This is a genomic window from Aliikangiella coralliicola (assembly GCF_007004725.1).
Classification (GTDB): Bacteria; Pseudomonadota; Gammaproteobacteria; order Enterobacterales; family Kangiellaceae; genus Aliikangiella; species Aliikangiella coralliicola.
The window spans coordinates 160826-179081 of sequence record NZ_ML660171.1; the positions used below are offsets into that span (position 1 = coordinate 160826).

13 protein-coding genes are annotated in these 18256 nt (G+C 41.0%); 5 read left to right on the forward strand and 8 right to left on the reverse strand.

Features of this window, described 5'->3' with window-relative positions:
• The first annotated feature begins 1 nt into the window (after position 1).
• On the forward strand, positions 2–478 hold the full coding sequence (locus FLL46_RS24325; protein WP_142934621.1) for an STAS domain-containing protein: 477 nt from the start codon (positions 2–4) through the stop codon (positions 476–478).
• Positions 479–512: 34 nt separating this feature from the next.
• Here the strand turns inward: FLL46_RS24325 and FLL46_RS24330 are convergent, their stop codons facing one another.
• The 3 genes from FLL46_RS24330 to FLL46_RS24340 form a co-directional block, all read right to left on the reverse strand.
• On the reverse strand, positions 513–1295 hold the full coding sequence (locus tag FLL46_RS24330; RefSeq protein WP_142934623.1) for a hypothetical protein: 783 nt from the start codon (positions 1293–1295) through the stop codon (positions 513–515).
• Between the two features lie 142 nt (positions 1296–1437).
• Positions 1438–2127: a sensor histidine kinase gene (locus FLL46_RS24335; RefSeq protein ID WP_142934625.1), complete on the reverse strand. Its 690-nt coding sequence runs from the start codon at positions 2125–2127 to the stop codon at positions 1438–1440.
• Between the two features lie 38 nt (positions 2128–2165).
• Entirely contained in the window at positions 2166–3803 is a 1638-nt protein-coding gene (locus FLL46_RS24340; RefSeq protein ID WP_168204309.1) for a tetratricopeptide repeat-containing response regulator, read from the reverse strand.
• A gap of 259 nt (positions 3804–4062) precedes the next feature.
• Between FLL46_RS24340 and FLL46_RS24345 the strand changes: the two genes are divergently transcribed.
• Together FLL46_RS24345 and FLL46_RS24350 are read left to right on the forward strand one after the other, a co-directional pair.
• Positions 4063–4965: a 5'-nucleotidase gene (locus FLL46_RS24345; protein WP_142934629.1), complete on the forward strand. Its 903-nt coding sequence runs from the start codon at positions 4063–4065 to the stop codon at positions 4963–4965.
• A gap of 275 nt (positions 4966–5240) precedes the next feature.
• Entirely contained in the window at positions 5241–6215 is a 975-nt protein-coding gene (locus FLL46_RS24350) for a LysR substrate-binding domain-containing protein (protein ID WP_142934631.1), read from the forward strand.
• A 71-nt stretch (positions 6216–6286) separates the two neighbouring features.
• On the opposite strand, the gene FLL46_RS24355 is transcribed toward FLL46_RS24350, so the two are convergent.
• Entirely contained in the window at positions 6287–7435 is a 1149-nt protein-coding gene (locus tag FLL46_RS24355; RefSeq protein ID WP_142934633.1) for an adenylate/guanylate cyclase domain-containing protein, read from the reverse strand.
• A gap of 148 nt (positions 7436–7583) precedes the next feature.
• Between FLL46_RS24355 and FLL46_RS24360 the strand changes: the two genes are divergently transcribed.
• On the forward strand, positions 7584–8054 hold the full coding sequence (locus tag FLL46_RS24360; RefSeq protein ID WP_142934634.1) for a hypothetical protein: 471 nt from the start codon (positions 7584–7586) through the stop codon (positions 8052–8054).
• A 170-nt stretch (positions 8055–8224) separates the two neighbouring features.
• On the opposite strand, the gene FLL46_RS24365 is transcribed toward FLL46_RS24360, so the two are convergent.
• The 4 genes from FLL46_RS24365 to FLL46_RS24380 form a co-directional block, all read right to left on the reverse strand.
• Positions 8225–11326 carry an efflux RND transporter permease subunit gene (locus FLL46_RS24365; RefSeq protein ID WP_142934636.1) on the reverse strand — a complete coding sequence of 1034 codons (3102 nt, stop codon included), beginning with the start codon at positions 11324–11326 and terminating at the stop codon, positions 8225–8227.
• A 2-nt stretch (positions 11327–11328) separates the two neighbouring features.
• Positions 11329–14577 (reverse strand): efflux RND transporter permease subunit, encoded by a 3249-nt coding sequence (locus FLL46_RS24370; protein ID WP_142934638.1) that lies wholly within the window; start codon positions 14575–14577, stop codon positions 11329–11331.
• A gap of 94 nt (positions 14578–14671) precedes the next feature.
• Positions 14672–15937, reverse strand: coding sequence for an efflux RND transporter periplasmic adaptor subunit (locus tag FLL46_RS24375; protein WP_142934640.1), 1266 nt, complete (start codon positions 15935–15937; stop codon positions 14672–14674).
• A gap of 739 nt (positions 15938–16676) precedes the next feature.
• Entirely contained in the window at positions 16677–17183 is a 507-nt protein-coding gene (locus FLL46_RS24380) for a hypothetical protein (RefSeq protein ID WP_142934642.1), read from the reverse strand.
• 406 nt (positions 17184–17589) lie between these two features.
• Between FLL46_RS24380 and FLL46_RS24385 the strand changes: the two genes are divergently transcribed.
• Positions 17590–18255, forward strand: coding sequence for a TetR/AcrR family transcriptional regulator (locus FLL46_RS24385; protein WP_142934644.1), 666 nt, complete (start codon positions 17590–17592; stop codon positions 18253–18255).
• Position 18256: the final 1 nt, after the last annotated feature.

An 18256-nucleotide genomic window follows, 5' to 3' on the forward strand; every position in this document is an offset into this window, starting at 1 on the left:
AATGGACGGGGCAATTTTGGCGGCAAGGGTTGACGATATTGAGTACATCAAATTTCGAGGTACTGTTAGATATTCTCATTGCGCCGGTTTAGAGGCTCATATAGATAGTTTGTTTGATGTGAAGGATTTTTCTGAGGTTGTCATTGACCTCGAAAATGCTGATATTCTTGACAGTACCGCTCTCGGCTTGTTGGCAAGAATAGCCATAGAACTCAGAAAGTACAGTGAGCGTTTGCCCGTGATCTTTGTCAAAAAGGGAGAGCTGTTTAATATATTAAAAAGGGTATGTTTTGATCAGGTGTTCAACATTTTTGTCGATGACTTTTCGCCGTTGAAAGGGGAGTATAGAGAGCTGGAAAACACGCCTCAAAATGAACAACAGATTTTAAAACGAGTGATTGAGGCTCATCGTAGCCTGGCATCAATTGATGATCAAAATGAAAAGTTTTATAAGGATATCACCAGCGCACTAAAATAGGTTACTTTTAGCGCAGAGTTGATTAGTTAATGTTTTACCATTTTTTTCGTGGCCCAAACAAATCATCGTGAGACCCATTTTCTTCCGTTTCATGTTGTGGTTGCTGCTGTTGATCCCCTGGTTGCCCAAACGAAAGTTCAGTATTCATCGCTTCGGTAGGAGAGCTTTTGATTAGTTCGTGTAGTTCTACTTCAAGTGTCTTCAATCGTTCATTTTTATTTTGTACTTTCACGAGCATTTGTTGTGCCATAATAAAATTGCGCTGAGCAGGCACATACTCGTGTTTACTGAGAGACTCCTTTCCCTGTTGAATGTAAGCACAAATCTTTGACTCTGAAATGAGTGCCATTATTTTATTTACGGCTACCGCCGAAAGGCTAGGCGTTACCATATTGGTTTTACTGAGCTTTAAGATAAACTTTGCTAGTGTTGACAGTTGATTGACTTGCTGGGTGAGCAAGTTGAGATCGCTCGGAATCGAGAGCTTTTGGTTATCGGCAGCTGCTTTGGGGTTATTAATATTTTGTTTGAGCGCCTCAATACTTTTTTTCGCATTGAGATCGCCCGGCGCTAGTTTTTCTATTGCCTTCATATTAGCAAGGCAATACTGTAGCAATATCTGACGGGCCTCAGGTCCAATCGGTTGTTGGCTAAAATTACTTAAGATATTGGATGCCTGGTTAGCCCTATACCGGTGTTGCGCTATTTTTTGGCGGAGTGCGGCTTTTTCATGTTCTCGTTTCTGAATAATCGAAATTGCGGCGACGCAAACCACCAATATAGCCAGTATCACTGCGAAGATGACAAAAGAACTCATTAAATTATACTTAGTTTCCCAAACAGTTAGTCAATATTGAAACGACCTAGCATAGTGTCTGGTGGAAAGAAAGCTCCAGGTACGTGCAGGTCGATTACATAAATTTTGCTAATGGATAGCTATTTTAAGTCTAGTTCAAATTTTATGGTAGGGTTATTTTAAATACACCACCACCTAATGGGCCGCCATTGGCAAGTTCAACGTGGCCTGTTTTATTTCCATGACGATGCATAATCGCAATTTTTTGAGCGAAAAATAATCCAAGCCCAGTTGAACCAGTACTTTGATTGATGCCCTGAATGTAGTTGCCGCTGAGCTCTATCATCTGGGCTGGGTAACCGGGGCCGTCATCGCAAATATTAATGGTAACACCGTCATCAATTTCTGCTGTTAGCAAGATCTCGGAATGAGCGTAGCGAATAGCGTTACCGATAATATTAGATATCACCATTGCGAGTAAAGCTTCATCAAATACGACTTCCAAACTTTCGTCTATGTCAATTTTATAACTAAAACCCTTGGCATCTAACAAAGGAGAATGTTCAAGAATTTGTTCCTCGATAAAATCATACAAGTGATGATAACTAGGGTTAAAAGGTAATTGATTGTTTTCAATTTTGTACAAGGCTAATAGCTGCATCAGAGAGTTATTTACCCTTGATGATTCGTATTGAACGATACCATACTGAGTATTACCTGGACCTTGCTGTGAAACCGGCAACTCCGCTAAAATAGAATTGAGTGCATCGAGCATCATTCCTAAAGAATTTTTCATATCGTGAACGGTTGACGCAAGAATGATGCTAAACAAATTGTTATTGTCTTTATTCATTGTTATCTTTTACTGCTATTTTTCATGTTAATTGGGCCTCATAAACTTTGTAATATTAGTTGAGTGAGGCGGGAAAGTTCTGAATATCTTTCATACCTTGGGTCGTCAAACGGAAGGCGAGTTATTCCACTTAAGATGGATTCGGCTTTTTCGAGTAACGCTTTATTTTTTTCCCCAGACTGGTAGTTTTTGAGTAAAGTTTGCACATGATTAAGGTTGATATTAACATTATTGGGTGCAATCTGAGTCGCTTTGCCAAAATAATCGGCGGCTTGTGTGTAGTCTTTTGCGGAAAAAAACTTGATCGCCTTATTATTCATCTGATTAGCTTTTTTACTATTCTCAATAAGATTTTTATTGGTCGTTAGTTTGGCTGCTTTTTTGATAAACTCAGGGTCGTCAAAGTATTGTTCGACAGCTTCTTCTAAAATACATTCAGCAAGTTCCTGCTGACCTAACTGCTTAAGCGATTCTGATATTTCGATACTTTCACTAGAGCCCATATGTTCTTCTATTCGATCGTAGAGGCGATTTGCAGTGGACAGGTATTTATCGACTTTTTTCTCATCATTACTAATTGAACTAAAGTCGGCATGTGCCACCGCGCTTCGAAATTGAACGCTTGGATTATTTTTGAATCGGTTGTCGAGTTTGCTAAAAACAGATTCAGCCTCATCCATTAATTTTTGTCGATCAACATCAGAGTTACCTTTTAATTGGCGGCCAATCGATTTAGTGAGCTTGATAAATTCGTCTGGGCTGGCAAAGGCTGAGTTAGCGCCGAATTTGACCGCTTGCCTGAATGCAGAAGTCATGGTTTCGATATCTTCATTTTCTTCGGCAATTTCTCCCAGTAACTTTTGTCGTTTTAAAGCTTTGGGTGAGCGTTCGACTGCCTTCGCAAGCGTTTGTTGAGCTTCGACCGGGCGACCTAGTAAGTATTGAACTTTTGCCAGCCAGTCATACCCTTCGAGAACCATAGGAAACTCAAGTATCATATCGTTGAAAATCTCAATGGCCCGCTCGTATTCTTTTTTGGCAAAGAATATCTCGCCGACTCCTAACATTGCCCAGGGAATAGGTCTTTCGTTAACAATTTTAGTGGTTAACTCCAAGGCTTTATCATACCGTTTAAGGGCTTTGTAACAGACATACTTATGTCTCAGACAAGCCATTTTAAACTTGGGATTTTCCGCAATAATTAGATCACACTGCTCTAGTGCTTCGTTCCAGGACTTTTTACGTTCGAGTCGGGCTATAGGTGCCAGCAAATCTTTTTTGTATATGGCTTTATCCAGTCTTGATTTGAGAATATGTCCGTTAAAGGGTTTTGTCAGGTAACTATCGGGCTGATATTCTAGCGCTCCCATAACCATCGCAGTTGTATTTTCCGCGGTGACCATAATGAAAACTGAGTTAGTTTTGAGGACTTTAAAGCTGATGAGTTCTTCCAGAATTTGCTGCCCATCTTTTCCATCGCCTAAATTATAATCAGATAGAATGATGTCATATTTCTTTTCTTTGCAAGCTTGAACAGCATCTTCACCGTTATAGACAAGATCAATTTTCTTGCTACCCATGGTTATCATCATGCCGCGCAGCGAGCGGGCAAACTCGGCAAAATCTTCGATGACCAGAACTGATTTTTGCGAGTAGCGAACTAGCGGTTTTTTCATTAACAGTGTTGGTTCTTGCATTTTATTAGCGATAGTAGATACTTGTCATAGTTAATTGAAGGGTGTCTGCCTGCGTACTTTTACCATGTTCTTTAGGGTACCTCTACTTGGATTTAATAAAAGGGGGTTTAAAAAAAGACATTATTAAAGAATTATAGTTAGATTCTGGGATAAAATAGAAATAATAGCGTAATTAACGGTACCAGGAAATTTGATTCAGTTAAACAAAACCAATCAAACATTGAATTATGGAAAGAACATGTCTTCAAAACTTGGTGATAAATTAGTCGTTGCAATCTCTTCCCGAGCATTATTTGATCTGGATGAAAGTCACGCAATCTACGAAAAGCAGGGGGTAGAGGCTTATTCACGCTATCAGATAGAAAATGAAGATAAACCTTTGCCACCCGGCGCAGCCTATCAGCTGGTGAAAAAACTACTTGCATTAAATAACGATAAATCTGATAACCCAGTGGTTGAAGTGGTGTTGTTGTCACGTAATAGTGCTGACACCGGCCTGAGAATATTTAATTCAATTCAGCATTACCAGTTAGATATTACCAGGGCTGCTTTTACCAGTGGTAGAAATCCGTACGGCTATGTTTCAGCATTCGCTAGTCATTTATTTCTATCAACCAATCCTAATGATGTCAGAACCGCACTGGATAATGGGCATGCAGCGGCAACCATTTTGCCCAGAAATAATCAACATAATGAGTCAAATACTGAGTTGCGATTCGCATTTGATGGAGATGCGGTCATTTTTTCCGATGAAGCAGAGCAGATATATAAAAAACGTGGTCTCAAAGCATTCACTGAAAATGAAACTACTTCGGCAAACCAGCCCCTAATGGGCGGCCCCTTCAAAAGTTTTCTGGCGGCGCTACATCGATTACAAAAGGAATATAGCGTCGAAAAATGCCCGATTAGAACTGCGCTAGTTACCGCGAGATCGGCTCCTGCACATGAACGGGTTATTCGAACCTTAAGAGACTGGCAAATACGAATTGATGAGGCATTATTTTTAGGAGGCATGCCAAAAGGGCAATTTTTGCGGTCTTTTGAAGCAGACGTTTTTTTCGATGATCAAACCACCCATTGTGACGATGCGGCAGAACATGTTGCAACTGGCCATGTACCCCACGGTGTCGCCAATAATTAACTCATGAGATTGCACTGCTCATAGATTAGTTGCACATAATCAGTTTCAAATAATTCATCAGATTTTACAGGATTTAGCCTGATTTTCTTGTGAAATAGGAAATTGTGACTATGCTTATAGGAAATCGAGGTCTTAAAAGTTTTAACTATAAGGGACACTAAGGGGGTTGAGCTGCGTCAAGGTTTACTGGTGTTCAGCGCCTTCAACTTCTAGTTGCAACTTACTATAAAGGAGTGGTTAATAGTTGTGTATAGTTATTTGATTTTGGTAACCACATGAAGCTTCAACAAATCAAGTATATTTATGAAGTTGCGCGAAATCAGCTGAACGTGTCTGCAACAGCCGAAAGCCTGTTTACTTCTCAACCGGGAATCAGTAAGCAGGTTCGCTTGTTGGAAGACGAGTTAGGGGTTGAGATTTTCGTGAGGAGTGGAAAACACTTAACCAACATCACGCCTGCTGGTAGAGAAATTCTACCGGTAGCCGAGCACATTCTGAAACAGGTTAGAAAAATTCAGGATATCGCTGCAAGCCATGTTAATCACAAAGAGGGTCGCTTAAACTTATCAACAACCCACACTTTTTCTCGTTACTTTTTGCCAGATGTGGTAGAAAGTTATCGGAAAAAATATGCCAAGGTGGCGATGCATATTTTTCAAAGTAGCGGACAGAGAACCAATGCCGATTTAGACGAAGGAAAACTGGATTTTGCGTTGGTTCACGAAAGTGAAAATGGTTTTGTCGAGAAAATTCACTTACCCTGTTTTTATTGGAAACGCTGCATTGTTGTTCCTTCAAGCCATCCCCTGGCAAAAAAAGAGTCGATTAATTTTGATATCCTGGCGCAATATCCGTTGTTAACCCATACCAGCATGGGGGGAGATAGAAACCCGATTTTATTAAAGTTTAAAGAACACGGATTTTCTCCCGAAATCGTGTTTAGCGCCACAGACTGCGAAGTGATCAAATCTTATGTTCGTATGGGTCTTGGCGTGGGGATTATTGCGAATATGGCCTATGAGGAACATCTTGATTCAGACTTAGTTAAAATCCCAATTGAGCACTTGATTAGCCCTTCCTTAGTTAATATCGTATTTGACCGTAACTTCTATTTCAGAGAATATATTTTTGCCTTTATGGAAGCATTGGCGCCACAGCTTTCTAAGGAGCTAATTCTTCAGGCACAACAAACTAAATCTGCAAATAAAATTGCCAAAATGGTCGACATTGATTCAATCCCCGTATTGTAAAAATACAAACTCAGAGAGCTGGCTTACACTAAATAAAGTTTATCTTATTGATCTATCCCTGCCTGAATTTGTTAGCCATTTTGTCCAGGTATGAGCTGATCAACGTAAGACTTGATAGCCTTTCTCGCAGGGTCTTCAATTGCGGTAAATTCCAGGTGGCTTTCAAAACAGTCAGGAGTTTTTTTGCAGGTTAGTACTCGTGCGTAAATTTCGCTGTTTCCACCACCCATCAAAGATAACGAGACTATTACTTTTATTTCGGAAAAGGGTGCAAGTGGCTCGGTTGTTTGAGTAAAAAGTCCGCCATAGCTCATATCGATAATTCGGCCGGTAAACTGCGTTGATAACACTTGTTTGCCATCAATTTTTTGATAGCTCAGCGGAATATTAACTTCAACCCGAGGGCTTCTACGTATCTCTCTTCGGGGGACTTTGAGGTGGCTTGGTTGAGTGATGGCTAACAGTTCATACATTTTTACAGGGTGAGATTTACCCTTAACTTGCACTTCATTGACTTCGCCTATTTCGACAATATCCTTTGCCAGACGATAAGTATTTTCACTCAAAAGAATCTGGCCTCTAAGGCTATGGGCCTCAACACGGGAAACCAGATTCACCTGATCGCCGATAACCGTATATTCACGATAAATATCTGACCCCAGAGTGCCTGCGACAACCTCGCCTGTGTTAATGCCAATTCCCATGTAGAGGTTAGCCATCCCTAGTGCATCGCTGATCTCATTTATTTCATTCATCGCGATTTGCATTTCGATGGCGCAGGCCAGCGGTTTTTTGATATCTGACTTAATATCAGATCCGATATCAGAACTTTTATTATCATTTGCGCCAAACAAAACCATGATCGAGTCGCCCATGAATTTATCAATAACCCCCTGGTGACTATCAATGACCTGACTCATTTTCTGGAAGTATCGATTGAGTAGTTCGATAACTGTCAGTGGTGAATACTTTTCTGCAATACTGGTAAAACCTCTCAAGTCTGACAGCAAAATACTGATATTTTTGGTTTCTGCGAGTTTTTCTTGCTGTCGGCTTTGTTCAACAACATCAGCAAGTTGGCGACGAAACTTTTCATCTAAATCGATATTTCCGGTATGATCTATATTGCGCTTAATCAATGAGATTAAACTGTCAACTAATTCAGCATGATTGTTAACTTGCAATGGTTTCACCCGCGTACTTTGCTCTGTAATAAGCATATACCCAAATACCAATTAAGCAAGTGCAGAGCAAGTCCAGTAAAGTTAGCATTGTTAGCTTGGTAGTAGTTGATTAACAAAGAAATATCGATTTAAATTGTCAATATGATTGGTTGTCTAGCGACCGCGAAAAGATATCAATAACCAGATGATTGGAGAAAACTCAGTGGTATTGAAGAAAAAATTAGAAAACAGGAAAAGTGCTGCGAGTGACAAACATCACCCGGTGCGTAGACTCTTGGTGTTTCAACTAAAGCTGGCAATTGATGCGCTTCGGGATATCCTATTAAGTCCTGTATCTATTATTGCCACTGTGCTGGATCTAATCGAAGGTCGGAGCGGCAAAAAAAGCTATTTTGAAACATTGCTAAAATTTGGAAGAATGAGTGAGAAAAGAATTAATCTGTTTGATCAATATGATGGAGAAGGGCGAACAGTAGATAGCGTTCTGGCACAGGTTGAAGATGTTCTGGTTAAAGAGTATAAAAATGGGGATATTTCAGCCAAAGCTAAATCAGCAATTGAAACGTCGCTCAAAATCAAAAATAAAACCCGGCACCCGGATAATGACAAGAATCGGGATAGTGAAAAGGATCAGGATAAAAAAGCTGGGAAGTAAGGAAAACACAAGAAGTGATTTAAAGTAGAGAAAATGTATGCTGTTTTTTGTACTCGCTCCGCTAGGTTAGTTACATTTTCTTGTGACTAACCCAGCGTAATCAATTGGCGTCTTAATGGCTCAATAGTAACTTTCTTTTTCCTGAACCAATCAATCCTTTCATCGAATAATTAACGTTTTAACTCTGAAGAGATACGAAAGTTGCGAAAGCTCCAGCGAGTTCCTGAGCGGCCGGTCGCATGCCACAAACTGGCGAAAAAGACACGTGTATAATCTAAAAACAAATAGATGACCGGCAGACAGATTAAAGTTGCGATAGTCGAGTAAGCCAGGCCGCCAATTACTGCTCGAGCCATTGGAAAGTAGGGTGGACCACCGCCGCCTAATTGTGTTTCTCCCAGACTAAGTGGTAACAAGCCTAGAATGGTCGTTAACACCGTCATCATGATCGGTCTGAAACGATCATTCGCGGCATGTAAAATGGCGTCACGCTTATGGTAGCCTTCTTTACGGTAATGATTAATTCGATCAACTAACACAATACCATTATTGACGACGACGCCCATCAGTACCAGGATACCAATCCAGGCCATCATCGATAATGTCGTTCCGGTTAAAAAGAAGTACCAGAATACACCGACAATCGCGTAGGCAATTGACGTGATAACCGCTAGCGGAAATATTAATGATTCGAACAGGGCGGCCATGACGATAAATATCATCAACACAGCGAGCAACATGTTGGTCATCATAATTCTTCCGATTTTCTTTTCTCTATCCGTACTTCGACCAAACCCCCAGCTATAGCCATTCGGTAGCGGAACGCTTTCCATTAGTTCGTCTGCTGCCTTACGGATTTCTTGGGCGGTGGTGTCAGAATAGTCGATTTTTAACCTGACAGAAGTGCGGCGATCATATCGCGTAATGCGCGGTAGTGAGCGTTTTACTTCTAACTTGGCGACAGTATCAAGTCTGACATTTTTACTACCACCTGGTTTTGGATTTGGTAGTTCAACCGGTAGTCCGGCGAGGTCCTGGATAGAAGCTTTCTTCTGGCCAGCAAAGGTTAATGTTATATCGGTCTCGCCCAGCTCCGAACGGAAAGTTCGAAGTTGCTGTTTGCGTAAAGCGATCGAGATTGTGGTGGCGACGTCTTGTGGCGTCAATCCTATCTGATTAAGTTTTTGAGAATTCAGTACTACGCGAACTTCCTGGGTGCCATTTTGTGATGCCGGCGTCACCTTGGTGACTCCTTTGATATTCCCCAGTAATGGTGATACCTGTTGCGCGATTTCGAGCAATGTTTCTGTGTCTTCTCCATTGAGTCCGACGGTTAGCGCATCTTGCCCACCGGATCGGCGTCGTTCAAATCCGGGACTTCCAATGGCAATCTTGGGCATGTTTTTCTCGATAAACTCTCGAATTTGTTTATTGGTTTTGGTTCTTTGGTCATCATCGATTAATAACAGAGTTGAGCCTGCCTGATTGTTGACATAGAAAGAATAAACATTCTGAATATCGAGTTCTTTTTGATTGGCGTACAAGAAGTTTTCGATGGTTGTAACCGCGCTTTCCACTTTTTCCAGTTCATAAGTACCACGAATGTTATAAGTGATAAATAACCTGGAATCTTCTTCATCGGGAAACATATCTTGCTTCACAAACATTGCGGGAAAGATAACCGAAAGCAAAAGTACCAGAACAATGATTCCTGACCAGAATGGATGAACCATCAACCACGAAAGAAAGGCTGAATATCGGCCGTGCTCTTTAACCGTATCAGTATGGCTGATTTCCATGGTGCGCGACTTCATTTTGCTCAGGCAAAGCGGAATGATCGTTGTTGCAATAAACAGCGAAGCGACCAGAGAAATGACAATGGTTATTGCCACGTGACTGAGAAATACTGTGATATCGACTTTTTCTCCAATGATGTTAGGCAGAAATACAATACCGGTTGTGATGGTGCCCGCTACCACTGGTATGCCTACATCTTTAACGCCTTTTAAAGTTGCTTCTAACGGTTTATCGGGCATTTGTTGACGATACCCAAAAATACTCTCACTCACCACGACGGCATTGTCGACTAACATACCGATTGCCAACATCAGTCCCATCATAGTTAACAGATTAATGCTGACATTTAAAAAGAACATTGCCGCAAATGTAATCAGTAGTGAAAAAGGCACTGCTAAAGAAACGATCAAGGTCAGGCGGATATCCCTTAAAAATGCGAACAGAACGATTGAGGATAAAACGAAACCGATAAGCCCTGACTGGGCGATATCTTGTAGTGAACTGACGACACCATCGGCCTGGTTTTCCATGACAAAAAGTTTTATCCCCTCAAAGTCGGGCAGATCTTCGATTTTTTTCATCTCTTCGACAATGGCGTTCGCAGTGTTCACCAGGTTAGCATCGGCTTCACGCGTGATTTGAATGCCCACGGCGTATTTGCGGTCAAGGTGTCGACCAACTTCAATTTCTTCCTTTGCAAAAGAGACTTTAGCAATATCAGACAGTTTGAGCCCGCGTTCATTGACGACAAAATTGGCAATATCATCTCGGTTAGCAAATTGTTGATCGATGGTGATGCGAATACTTTCTTTGTCGCTCTTTACCTCGCCGGCAGAAACCAGGCTGTTTGAATTTTGAAGCTTGGCTAAAAGCTGGTTGGTATTAATATGGTAAGCGGCAATTTTTTCGGGTAGCAGTTCAATTTGGTAAGTTTTCGGTGCAACGCCATGAATATTAACCCTGGAGACGCCAGGAATTCGTTCCAGCCGCTGTTTTAGCTGACGGTTGAGCACCTGAAAAGAATCACTAAGGTCGGTCTCTGCCGATAGTCTGGCTTCTACGATGGGTTGATCGTTAGTACTACCGGTAAAGATAAAAACTCGGCGCAAATCAGAAGGTAGTTCGGCTTTGATGCCGTCCACTTTCTCTCGTGCTTCGACACCTTTCAATTTCGCGTTAATCCCCCAGTCGAAAAGCATAAAAACCGAAGCCTGATTTTGATTACTAAACGACTGCATTTGCTCAATTGAGCCGATGGTCGATAAAGCTTCCTCAAGCGGTTTCGTAATGTTTTTTTCAATTTCTTCGGGAGTCGATCCAGGGTAATTTGCCTGAACAAATATCCCTGGAAACTGTACTGTCGGAAAAAACTCCAGCGGTAGTAAACGACTGCTGGCCAACCCCATGACTACTGCACAGACAAAAATCATGGAGATTGTAACCGGGCGTTTTAATGCGAGTTTAGTGAACCACATTATTATGCCTCCGCGTCTATTTGAATTGAGTTTACTTCTACTATTTTAGAATAATCTTTTCGATCCAGTATCTGGTACATCACCGGAATAACTATCAAGGTTAAAAGGGTAGAAGCCAATAGTCCACCGATTACGGTGATTGCCATGGGCGCACGAATTTCAGTTCCTTCGCCGATTCCAATTGCTAACGGAATCATGCCGAGTGTTGTGGTTAGCGTCGTCATCAAAATTGGTCTTAATCGAGATTCTGCAGCTTCCGTTATCGCTTTTATTTTTTCGACACCGGCGACTCGTAATTGATTGATTCGATCAATCAAGACAATCGCATTATTAACCACGATTCCTGCCAGCATAATAAGCCCAAGAAATACCACTACGCTTATTTCTGTCTGCGTAATAATCAGCGCAAAAATAGCGCCAATTACAGCTAATGGAATACTCAACAGAATGATAAAAGGGTGCAGTAAAGATTCAAATTGTGAGGCCATTACCAGGTAAACCATAAAGATAGCCAAAGCCAACGCCATCATCAAAGAGTTGTAGCTATTTTCCATTTCTTCGCCTTGACCACCAAACTGGAAGTTGGTGCCAAAGGGGAGACGTACGCTATCGAGTATTTCTTTTGCTTCTGCAACGGCTTCACCGATTCCACCTGTTCGCAATTGACCTTCAACCAGGATGACGCGTTGTTGATCAATTCGCATGATTTCGCTGGGCCCCTGAGTTTCTTTTATTTCGGCGACAGCATGTAGTGGGATTGGTCTGGGTGATGCAGGATTAATAATCAAATTTCTAACATCGTCCAATTCGTCGCGTGCCGAGTCTTCCAGCCTGACTAAAACTTCAATTTGTTGCTCACGTAATCGATAGCGAGTTGCTTTGTTACCTCGAATGGCGTTAACCACGGCGCGATTTGCCTGCTCAATTGACAGACCAAGCTGAGCCATTTTTTCTTGATCGAAAGTAATTTGGGCTTCTGGATATCCTTTTTTCATGTTGCTGTGTAAATCAATAAATCGATCAGATTTAGAAAGCGCTGCAACGGTCATTTCAGCGGCGCGTTTAAGCGTATCGATATCGTAACCGTAAATTTGAATACTTAACGGGGTTGAGAAACTAAATAATTGTGGTCTCTCTGCATCTGCAGTAAGCCCGCCACTTTCTTCGGCCAATAGCTCCCTCAGTTTTCCGAGTAACTGGTTTTCCTGTTCTCGGGAAATTCCAGACTCAAGTAGTAAGGTAAACTCTGCTTGGTTTTCACCTTCTTGTTCTGGATTTGCAGTCAGTTTGTTACCGACGCCGGCAGTGGCGAAAACTTCTTTAACGCCATCAACGGCAACCAGACTTTCAGATAATGCGACTACCTTTCTATCAGTTAACTCGATTGCGGTTCCCGGTGAATATTGTACTTTAACAACGAACTCTCCTTGCGCCATTTCCGGGAGTACAACCTGGGGAATTTGTTTCACAAAAAACAAACTCAGCGCCAGAATACCGAAAGCTAAAATTAAGGTAATCGACTTAGCGTTGAGAGACGCTCGTAATAGCCCCTTGTAGAATGAAGCAATGGTGTTGAAGAAAGCTTCAAACACTTTTCGAGCAGGAACAAAAACGAACCCTAGAACTTTGCTGATACCAAAGACCGTCATTTTTATAAGGAAAAAAATAGTCGTAAAAATGAGAATTAATAACTCGAATGGAAAGATCAAAATTCTCAGCCAGATTGGTTTTGTTGTTCTTTCTAAAACGGGAATTTCTTTTGACTTTTTTAAGCCATAGGCTGCCATTGTTGGTATTAATGTCAAAGCAACAGCTAACGAAACAATCAGAGAAAATGTGATGGTTAAAGCTTGATCACGGAAGAGTTGCCCAGCAATTCCTTCGACAAAAACTAATGGTAAAAATACGGCGATTGTGGTCAATGTTGAAGCGGTTATAGCACCTGATACTTCAGTAGCACCTTCGAGGGCTGCCTGGGCGAGAGAGGCTCCTTGTTCTTTTTTTCTGGCGATGTTTTCGAGCACGACTATGGCGTTGTCCACCAGCATACCGACAGCTAAAGCGAGCCCACCCAGTGACATTATATTCATGTCAATCTTCGCGCCAAACATCAGGTTAAAGGTAATGATGATTGACAATGGAATTGTCGCAGAGATGATCAAAGTCGGCATAAATTCGCCAAGGAATAAATAGATAATGATCATCGCCAACAAGCCACCAATTATGGCGGATGAAATGAGCTCGGAAATCGCTTGTTCAATAAATTTAGATGCATCGGTCAACATCACTAATTGCATGCCTTCGGGCAGTGATTTTTCTAATCGTTTTAGTTGAATCTTAACTGCTTCTGCTACCTTGACAGTATTGGCGTCTCCTTCCTTGTAAATGGCAAGTTCGACCGCTTGTTCTCCGTTATGTCGGATAATTGCGGTGGGATCTTTATGAGTAAAACTGACATGAGCGACATCTTTTAGCCGCACAACTCGTTGGCTTTTTGACAGAATTATCGTATTGGCAAAATCTTCAATTGAACGGTATTCATTAAAGGTTCTTACCAATAACTGTTGTTGGCCATTGCGAATCTGGCCGCCGCTCATATTAATATTTTGCGTTTTCAACCGATTGGCAATATCAGCTACAGAAACATTGAGCTGGGCGAGTTGAGATTGATCTAAAAGTATTTGTATTTCGTCTTCTAATCCACCGCTGGCTTTTGATGCCGCCACGCCTTCAACAGTTTCCATTCGGCGAGAAAGTTGTAAATCGGCATAACGTCTTAGTTGAGCTAATGAGGCAATTGGATCTTCGTCTTCGTTTAACTTTTTACTTAAACTCATGCGAATGATCGGATCATTATTAGGATTAAAGCGGAGTAGTGAAGGGGCCGCTACTTCGACTGGTAATTGTACCTGTTCCATTTTTTCACGGACATCTAAGCTGGCAACGTCAATATTCGTGCCCCAGTAAAATTCCAGATAGATATCGGAACGACCGGCTTTAGAGACTGAACGTAGTTGGCGAAGTCCTTTTATTGTGCCTAAAACGCCTTCAAGTGGACGCGTAATTAAATTTTCAACTTCGGCTGGTGCAGCGCCTTCGAAGTCTGTTCGCACGGTCAGGGTCGGGTAGGTGAGTTCTGGTAGTAAGTTGAACCCAAGTCGATTCACTAGTACGAGCCCAAAAACTAATGCTGCTAAAGTGAACATAGCAACAGTTACAGGACGTCGGATCGCAGTAGCAATGATGTTCATAGAGTTTCCTTTTTATTAAGCTTTGTAGCGGTGTTTTTGCTACAAAGCTTTATTATTAGACGACAGGAGTAGATTATCTTATGGATTAACAGCTTTATGGGTTAACAGCGACGCTGCCCGGTGACTTTGCTTCTTGTTTTTCTGCGACCTGTTCTTCTTGACCAACAATTTCAACCAGAGTTTCATGTTTTAGAATTTGCTGACCTGTGCTAATTACCTGGTCTGATTCAGCGAGGCCGTCTAGAACCTCTACCATACCATCGTGTCGGAAACCAACCACAATTGGCGTTTGGATAGCTTTATTATCTTTAACAACAAATACATGCGAACGGTTATCCTGGGTCACAATGGTTTGTTGTTCGAGTAGCAGTGTATTCTCGTGAACATCGAACACTACTTCGACCTTTCCAAACATTCCTGACTTCAGTAAGTTTTCTTCGTTATTCAGATTAGCGACAACTTTAAAAGTACCTGTGTCTGTATCGATTGAAGGTCTGATACGTTCAACCAGTCCAGTAATGATTTTGTTTTCGAATGCGTCAACGCTTAGTAAAATTCTCTGCTCTTTTTTAACATTACTCAGCTCTTTTTCTGGCAGATGAAGTACCGCTTTTAATGATGATGGATTGACTATTTTAAACAAAATATCGTTGTCACGAATTAAGTTTCCTGGCTTGACCATTCTTTCAGTAATGACACCATCGATTGGCGCTTTAATGCTCGCGTAATTCAGTTTTAATTTTGATAATTTGAATTGCGCTTGTTGAGCTTGATATTCAAATCTGGCTCTATCTAATGCGTCAGAACTTCCCAGTTTTCTGTTGAATAATGTCTGTTGACGTTCTAACTCTTTTTTCAGCTTTTTGGTTGTTGCTTCAAGTTGTGCAACTTCAAGTGCTAATTGCTCGACGTCTAGCTGGGCAAGAAGCTGTCCTTTAGTGACTTCATCGCCTTCTTCAACCAAAATGTTTTGTAGAAGCCCGGTTGAGCGAGCGACAACTTGGGCGTCTTGTTCTGCTTCCAACGTGGTAATTGTTCGATAGGTTTGTTGAATATTTCCCCTGCTAACAGTAACGACTTCTACTGGAATTGGTGGTTTTTCTTTCTTTTTGTCTTTTCCTTTGCCGTCTTTTTTATCTTCTGCCTCTGCGGTTTTATCGGTTTGCTTTTTATCGTCTTTTTTATCATTTTTGTTTTTCTTATCATCTTTTTTGGATTGTTCTGAACTGGCTTGCTTATCATCTTTTGCACTATCATCGGAACACGCTGTTATTAACATTGACGTGCTTAGAATGCTCGATATAAGTGCCAACTTAAATAAACTGGTTGTCTTTTTAAAAGTAGAGGTAGAAGTTTTCATTGTGTTTCCTATGGCAAAATAAAATCGTCATTAATTTGCAGGGATTTTTTTATTATCAGCATTACAAACCGTTATTATTTTTACGTTAATTACACGTCTGATAGCTGTATGTCATATTCCCACTTTAGTTTGTTTCTTAACTTATTTTTCAAAACTCGCTATTCGAGATGAAAAGCAGAAATTGTGCCAAGTGAGATATTTTTCCCTTTTTGCTCATTAACATCAGCTAGTCTGCTGCTGTATGCTGTATTATATGACTATAACACCTTTCAAACTGTGTGCTATTTGTAACAAAAGATGTGTTCTGTGGTCCAATTCTTCTGTCTTAAGTTTTTTCTGGTCTGGGAAAACTTGTCAAAATTCTGATTTTGCGCATGCTGAGCCGTGTTTTTATGCGTTTCGAACTAAGATGGTGCTATTGCTCGATAATCTGTTACGCTCTCTATAGAGCACAGCCCAGAACCTACAAATTATAGCAAAAATGTTATTTGGTAATGGGAAGATTCTGGCTTTGAAGCAATATTACACTCACTATTAAGGCGAGTAATTCCAGCGTAATCTTCTATTGATTGTGGGAGAGGGGGTCGGTGGATATCGCAATATGAGTAGTAATAAATGCTAAATCTTGGTCTTTTTGGCTAAAGGCTATCAAGCCGGTAAGCGAGATCGGAAGCCAACGAAAATTGTTGGCGTTTAAGTAGGTTATCAATATTAATTGGGAATGGTCATTGACTATAAGTCAAAACAATTCAATATCAGACTCGATGGCGTCTTTTTGCTGAGTTTTAGAAATTAAGTTCTTCACCGCAGTTTCAAAACCTTCGCCACGCTTAATTGCCAGGTAAAGCTCTTTTTCCTCTTGCATCGTGTAACTTTCTTCAATTTTATTGAATATTTTTTCCCACTCATTTTCATCCTGAAAACTCTCATTGTCATTAAGTACCAGGATTGCTTGCTGAAGGTTGCTTAGGATGTGATGCAACCGCTGGCTCATACGATCATAAAACTGAAAATCCATCACTGATGTTTTAACTTTAGCTTCGGTTTGCTTGTGTAGCTCATGCAAAAGCTGGATGTCGGGAGCTGGAGTTTGCTGTAGTAAATCGTCAATTTGTCGGTGATGTTGAACAATTTCCAGGAAAAGTTTGGTCAAATCGTTAAATGGTTTCTCTGTTTCTTGAAGTGATAATGCGAGTTGGGCGGCAGCCAACTGTAGAAGCATTACTTGATTGCAAGATGGATCCATGACTACCCCGGTTTATTGGTTTTTTTCTGAAATGGCAAATCGTTCATTAAAACTTCTTTGAGTATAGACAACTAAATCTAAGATAGTGATTTTTTATGTCCATCGATTCTTTCTTAATCTTCGCTCACTGTCAGCTGCAGGCGGCCCCACTATATAAGCGTGAAGGTGCAAGGTTAATCGGCAATATTGAAGTCTGGCGGAGGTTGTTTCTATCAGAGATACGCTGAGCTGAAATGAAGTAACAACATTTGAAATGGAAAATGTCGCCGTGGTTGTTTAAAAGAATAGGCTGATTTTTAGAAAGATTGGCTGAATGGCGGGCGTTTGGAGGGATAATTATCCTTGACATAAGTTTAATTTGAACGTATGTTTCAAACAAGTGTTTAATAAATTCGCGAAACGATTAATGTCTAATCAGGTATCTACTAAAAATAGAATCCTCGACGCAGCTGAAGAACTCTTTGCCGAGCATGGTTTCTCCGAAACCAGTTTGCGCGTGATAACTGCGAATGCGGAGGTGAATCTCGCGTCAGTCAACTACCATTTTGGCTCAAAAAAATCGCTAATTGAAGCCGTTTTCGATCGATATATGGAATGCTTTACCAATGAGTTGATGAGTGAGATGGTTAAGGTTGATCGACAAGATCAGAAAATTACTGTCTCTAAAGTGCTCAACACTTTGGTGAGACCTTTACTAGAAATTGATAACGTCAGACCCAATGGCTCATCGGTTTTTATGAAACTACTCGGTAGAGCATACGCAGAAACTCAAGGCCATATTCGACGTTTTGCCATGGAACGATATTCCCATGTTTTAGCCCGTTTCACCCGTTTACTGCACAAAGCCAGTCCTGAATTAAAGCCCTCGGAAATGTTCTGGCGACTGCATTTTATGTTAGGGGCATTTATTTTTACCCTGGCGGGGCACGAAGCGCTACAAGAAATTTCTGAGAGTGATTTTGGTGAAGTGGTTGATGTTAAGGAAATTATCGCTCGCCTTATTCCGTTTTTATCTGCTGGTTTTTCTAATACTGATATACCAGCTAACTATTTGTCTGCAGGAGAAGCATAAT

Excerpts from the sequence above, each read along its gene's own strand:
- FLL46_RS24325 (WP_142934621.1), top strand. The coding sequence starts at position 2 with ATGGACGGGGCAATTTTGGCGGCAAGGGTTGACGATATTGAGTACATC.
- FLL46_RS24330 (WP_142934623.1), bottom strand. The coding sequence starts at position 1,295 with ATGAGTTCTTTTGTCATCTTCGCAGTGATACTGGCTATATTGGTGGTT.
- FLL46_RS24335 (WP_142934625.1), bottom strand. The coding sequence starts at position 2,127 with ATGAATAAAGACAATAACAATTTGTTTAGCATCATTCTTGCGTCAACC.
- FLL46_RS24340 (WP_168204309.1), bottom strand. The coding sequence starts at position 3,803 with ATGAAAAAACCGCTAGTTCGCTACTCGCAAAAATCAGTTCTGGTCATC.
- FLL46_RS24345 (WP_142934629.1), top strand. The coding sequence starts at position 4,063 with ATGTCTTCAAAACTTGGTGATAAATTAGTCGTTGCAATCTCTTCCCGA.
- FLL46_RS24350 (WP_142934631.1), top strand. The coding sequence starts at position 5,241 with ATGAAGCTTCAACAAATCAAGTATATTTATGAAGTTGCGCGAAATCAG.
- FLL46_RS24355 (WP_142934633.1), bottom strand. The coding sequence starts at position 7,435 with ATGCTTATTACAGAGCAAAGTACGCGGGTGAAACCATTGCAAGTTAAC.
- FLL46_RS24360 (WP_142934634.1), top strand. The coding sequence starts at position 7,584 with ATGATTGGAGAAAACTCAGTGGTATTGAAGAAAAAATTAGAAAACAGG.
- FLL46_RS24365 (WP_142934636.1), bottom strand. The coding sequence starts at position 11,326 with ATGTGGTTCACTAAACTCGCATTAAAACGCCCGGTTACAATCTCCATG.
- FLL46_RS24370 (WP_142934638.1), bottom strand. The coding sequence starts at position 14,577 with ATGAACATCATTGCTACTGCGATCCGACGTCCTGTAACTGTTGCTATG.
- FLL46_RS24375 (WP_142934640.1), bottom strand. The coding sequence starts at position 15,937 with ATGAAAACTTCTACCTCTACTTTTAAAAAGACAACCAGTTTATTTAAG.
- FLL46_RS24380 (WP_142934642.1), bottom strand. The coding sequence starts at position 17,183 with ATGGATCCATCTTGCAATCAAGTAATGCTTCTACAGTTGGCTGCCGCC.
- FLL46_RS24385 (WP_142934644.1), top strand. The coding sequence starts at position 17,590 with ATGTCTAATCAGGTATCTACTAAAAATAGAATCCTCGACGCAGCTGAA.